The sequence below is a fragment of the Ralstonia sp. ASV6 genome (assembly GCF_016429285.1).
Lineage (GTDB): Bacteria > Pseudomonadota > Gammaproteobacteria > Burkholderiales > Burkholderiaceae > Ralstonia > Ralstonia flaminis.
Genome location: NZ_JAELUI010000265.1, coordinates 1 through 3567, shown reverse-complemented (window position 1 = coordinate 3567; position 3567 = coordinate 1). Strand labels below are relative to the sequence as shown.

The 3567-nt window shown below is 67.0% G+C and carries 1 protein-coding gene and 1 pseudogene; both read right to left on the bottom strand.

Annotation, left to right across the window (positions count from 1 at the left end):
* Window positions 1–52: 52 nt before the first annotated feature.
* Window positions 53–1291, bottom strand: a complete 1239-nt coding sequence (locus JHD73_RS27100) for a hypothetical protein (RefSeq protein WP_199033228.1) — start codon at window positions 1289–1291, stop codon at window positions 53–55.
* A pseudogene (locus tag JHD73_RS27095) lies at window positions 1288–3567 on the bottom strand (hypothetical protein); the annotation flags it as partial. The pseudogene JHD73_RS27095 and the gene JHD73_RS27100, both read right to left, overlap by 4 nt.

Genomic DNA, 3567 nt, shown 5'->3' with positions numbered 1-3567 from the left:
GCACATACGCCGCCAGCAGAATCTTGAGCCAGGTGGGCATCGATATCCTCGCCTATCCGTGGTGTGCGCCGGCTTGCGTGGCCAGTGCTTCCGCTTCCTGCGCGGACATGTCGGGCCAAGGCACGTCTTCCGTAGCGAAACCCACGTCTGGGCTGGGCGACAACGTGCCCGCCCCCCGCTTGGCGCGCGCCTGTCGTGTGGCATAGGCAACAGACGCCGCACGCGGCGGATGCTCGGCCAGCAACGCCGGTTGGCGCGCGGCAATCAGCCACTCCACCATGGGCGTCGGCGCGCGCAGGCGCGGGAACAGCTGCGGATGGTGCGCCACCAGTTGCGTCTGCGTGGCGGCATCGGTCACATCCTCAATCCGCTGCCAGCCGACAGGCGTGCGCACCAGGCCAATCGCAATGCAATCCGCCGGGGTGTCGCCGCTCGGGGCCAACGCGTTGAGGCAGGCCAGCACATCACCGACATAGCGGTCGATCGGCGGGCGATTCTGCTTGCCCTTGACCTGCTCGACCGTCAGCGCACCATCGGCCCCGACGATCAGGCTGATGGTGATGTGCGGCTGCCCACCGGCATCACGAAAGCTCAGCAGGCGCAGGCGCTGTTGTTCGATCGCTTCGGCATAGCGCTCGCCGTAGCCGCCGCAGAGTGTGCGGCGATCCGCGAACTGGCCGAGGCAATGACGCATGACATAGCTCTCGAAGGCCATCTCGGCGCGCAGCAACGTGCTGTCGTGCCGGAACTCGACAAAGCTGCCGTTGGGCGTTGTCAGCAGTGCGAGCAGTGCCTCGGGCTGGCTCTCGCGCCAGCCGCGTTCGATGCGCGCGGCCATCTCGGCATGCTCTCGCTCCCATTGCGCCAGGGCCTGCGGGCAATTGACGCGATCGAGCTTGCCTTCCAGTGCGGTGCCCCGGCGCGAAGTCAGGAACTCCAGCAGCTTCTGCTCCAGTGCCAACAGCTGGGGCTCGACGGGGTCGATCCACACCACCGGTGCAAGCGCGGCGGCGTCAGAACCCGGTGCAGCCTTGGCAGTCGCAAAGCGTGCCGCCACCCATTCAGGCAATGTGGCGGCACCCAGCGCCTTGCGCGCTTCGTCCAGCGAGGCGATCGGGCGCGCCGGCTCGAAGTTGGCCACCAGGTGGCGATAGAAATGATTCAGCAGCCAGGCACGTACCGGCGCCGCGTCGCCACGGGCTTCACTGCGCGCGGCAATGCCGGCTTTGAGCCGGTCAGCGTTGAGCGCGTTGCGCGGGGCGTAGCCGGTCGACCGGGCAGTGCGACTCATTTCCAGATTTGCCACCACGACTTGCCGGTCGAGGCACCGTTGCCACCACGCTTGTACGAGGCCTGGAGTGTCTTCATGGCCTCGTAGTCCTGACGGGAGGAGGCATCGTCGCGCGGATTGCAGTCCATTGAACGCTGGCACAGGGCTGCAGCTTCATCAAAGCGCTCCAGCGCACCCTGGACTTGGGCGGCCTTGGCCAATGCCCAGTAGTCGTCGCAGACACGCACCTGCGGTTCCAGGCGGTTCCAGTAGGTCGCTGCCTCTTGCTCCAGGGCCTGCCCCATGTAAAGCAGCACACGCAGGCGCGCGCCCAGCGCACCGGATGTCAGGGCATCTTCCTTCTCGCCGTTCTCCTGCTGCCAGTGCGCCAGACGCTCCAGCCAGATCGAGATTTCGTGCGGTCGTTCCAGCGTCAGCAGGGCACACGCCACATCGCCTACGTAGTCGTTCGGTTCGTGCCGGCTGTAGCCGTAGTCGGCCGAGAAATTCCAGAGTGCCTCGGCGGCATCCAGCACGCCGGCATGATCTTCCTGCTCGATGCGGGAGCGCAGGATGCCGTCGTAGTGCTCGGCAAACGGGCTGGCGGCGATGCCGCGCCGGTGCAGCTCGACGGCGTCGTCGTACCGGCTTTCGTAGTAGCGATACTGGATCGCGAGGTTGTTGCAGAGCATCGAGTACAGGTGCGCGCACGCATCGTACGGATGCCCGGTGCCGGTTGCGAAGTAGCGCTCCATGCGGGCCTGCGCCTGCTCGTAGACAGAGCACAGCAGCTTGCGGTACAGCTTCTGCGCCTCGTCCTGGTGCTTGGCCGGCAGGTCGTCGAGCTGCTCCTCGTATTCGTTGTCGACAGTCACGGCAAAGGCGTAACCCCACAGGCCGCTGGGCACCGCCGGCGCCGGCAGCCGGAGCGTTTCCAGCAGCCCCAGCGAGCGCGCACGCGCATGGAAGAGCGAGTACGCCGTGCGGTTGTCCTCCATCTCGGTCTCATGCGTGGCAGCCAGCAGTTGGGCCGCTTCGGTAGTCGGGTCGATGCGCCCAGCCATGCCGTTGCGCACCGCCATCAGGCGCGTGGTCCACGGGTGCTTGGGGGCGCGGGCCTCGGCCAGCGCTTGGGCCGCAACAACGACCTCTGGCAGGGCATCTTCAGCGTCCTTACCCGCCAGCGCGGCAAACAGCGCGCGGTGCACGTCAGAGCGCTCGTGCAGCGCCGGGCCACGGCCTTGCGCCAATTGCACGAAGCGCTCGAAGGTCTCGTCCAGATGGCAGGCACGCAAGGCACACAGCGCCCACCAGACCGAGGTGTCTGCGGGATCGGCCAGGCGCTCGCTCACGATGGGCGGCAAGCCTTCCCACATGCCGGTTTCCACCTGGTAGATGTGGAAGAAGGCGCGCTGTCCGGCCTCGTCAAAGCGGCCGGCCTCGATCAGCCATTCAAGTTCATATTCGATAAAGTCGTCGCTGCCATCCGACGACAGGCTGTAGCGCGCAGCGGCACAGGCCTGCAGCGCGCCGGCCAGATCGCCTTGCTTGCGCTGGGCACGGGCACCCAGGCGGGCCAGGCGAACCTCCGCCTCGCGGCGGCGCGGCAGTGACCAGTCGGCCGTGAGCGCGTTCACCGGCTGCACAAATGCGGCCAGATGGTCCGGCACGATCTCGATCAGCGCATCGCCCAGGCGCAGCCAATCGTTTTCGTCGACATCCTGATCCGGGGCGGCAGTCTGCAACGCGGCAATACTGGCCTCGGCCGCGGCGCGTGCCTCGGCAGGCTGCTCGTGGCGGGAATATGCCCATGCACGGCGCCGGTGATGGTCGGCGGTATCCCACGCACGGAACGCCGCACGGCCGGGAATGGCCTGATCGATGGCCTCGCGCAGGTCGATGGTCGCCAACGCAACCGCAGGCGCAGCGTATTCGAGCTGATCGAACACGCGCAACTGGCGATACGCATCGGCGTCAAGATCGGGCCGCTCGCGAACGATGGTGTGCATCTCGGCCAGCACCTGCAGTGCAGCGGCCTCATCGCGCAGATAGCTGGCCATCTGCAGACGGTACAACGCGAGCTGCATCTGCACACCGGTCTGGGCATCTGCGGGCGCGGCGGCCAGCACGGCAGCACCATCGCCATCAACCACGGCGCGCGCGGCAGGCGTATCACCCGCACGCATCCACAGCGTGTGCAGGCGGTCGACCGCATCGAGCGTATCGGCACGCAAGGGCTTGGCGCGCAAGCGCGCCAGCAGGTCAGCCGCTTCGCTCGAATTGCTTTCTTCCAGGTC

Coding starts and splice junctions, on each gene's coding strand:
- JHD73_RS27100 (WP_199033228.1), bottom strand. CDS start 1,291: ATGAGTCGCACTGCCCGGTCGACCGGCTACGCCCCGCGCAACGCGCTC.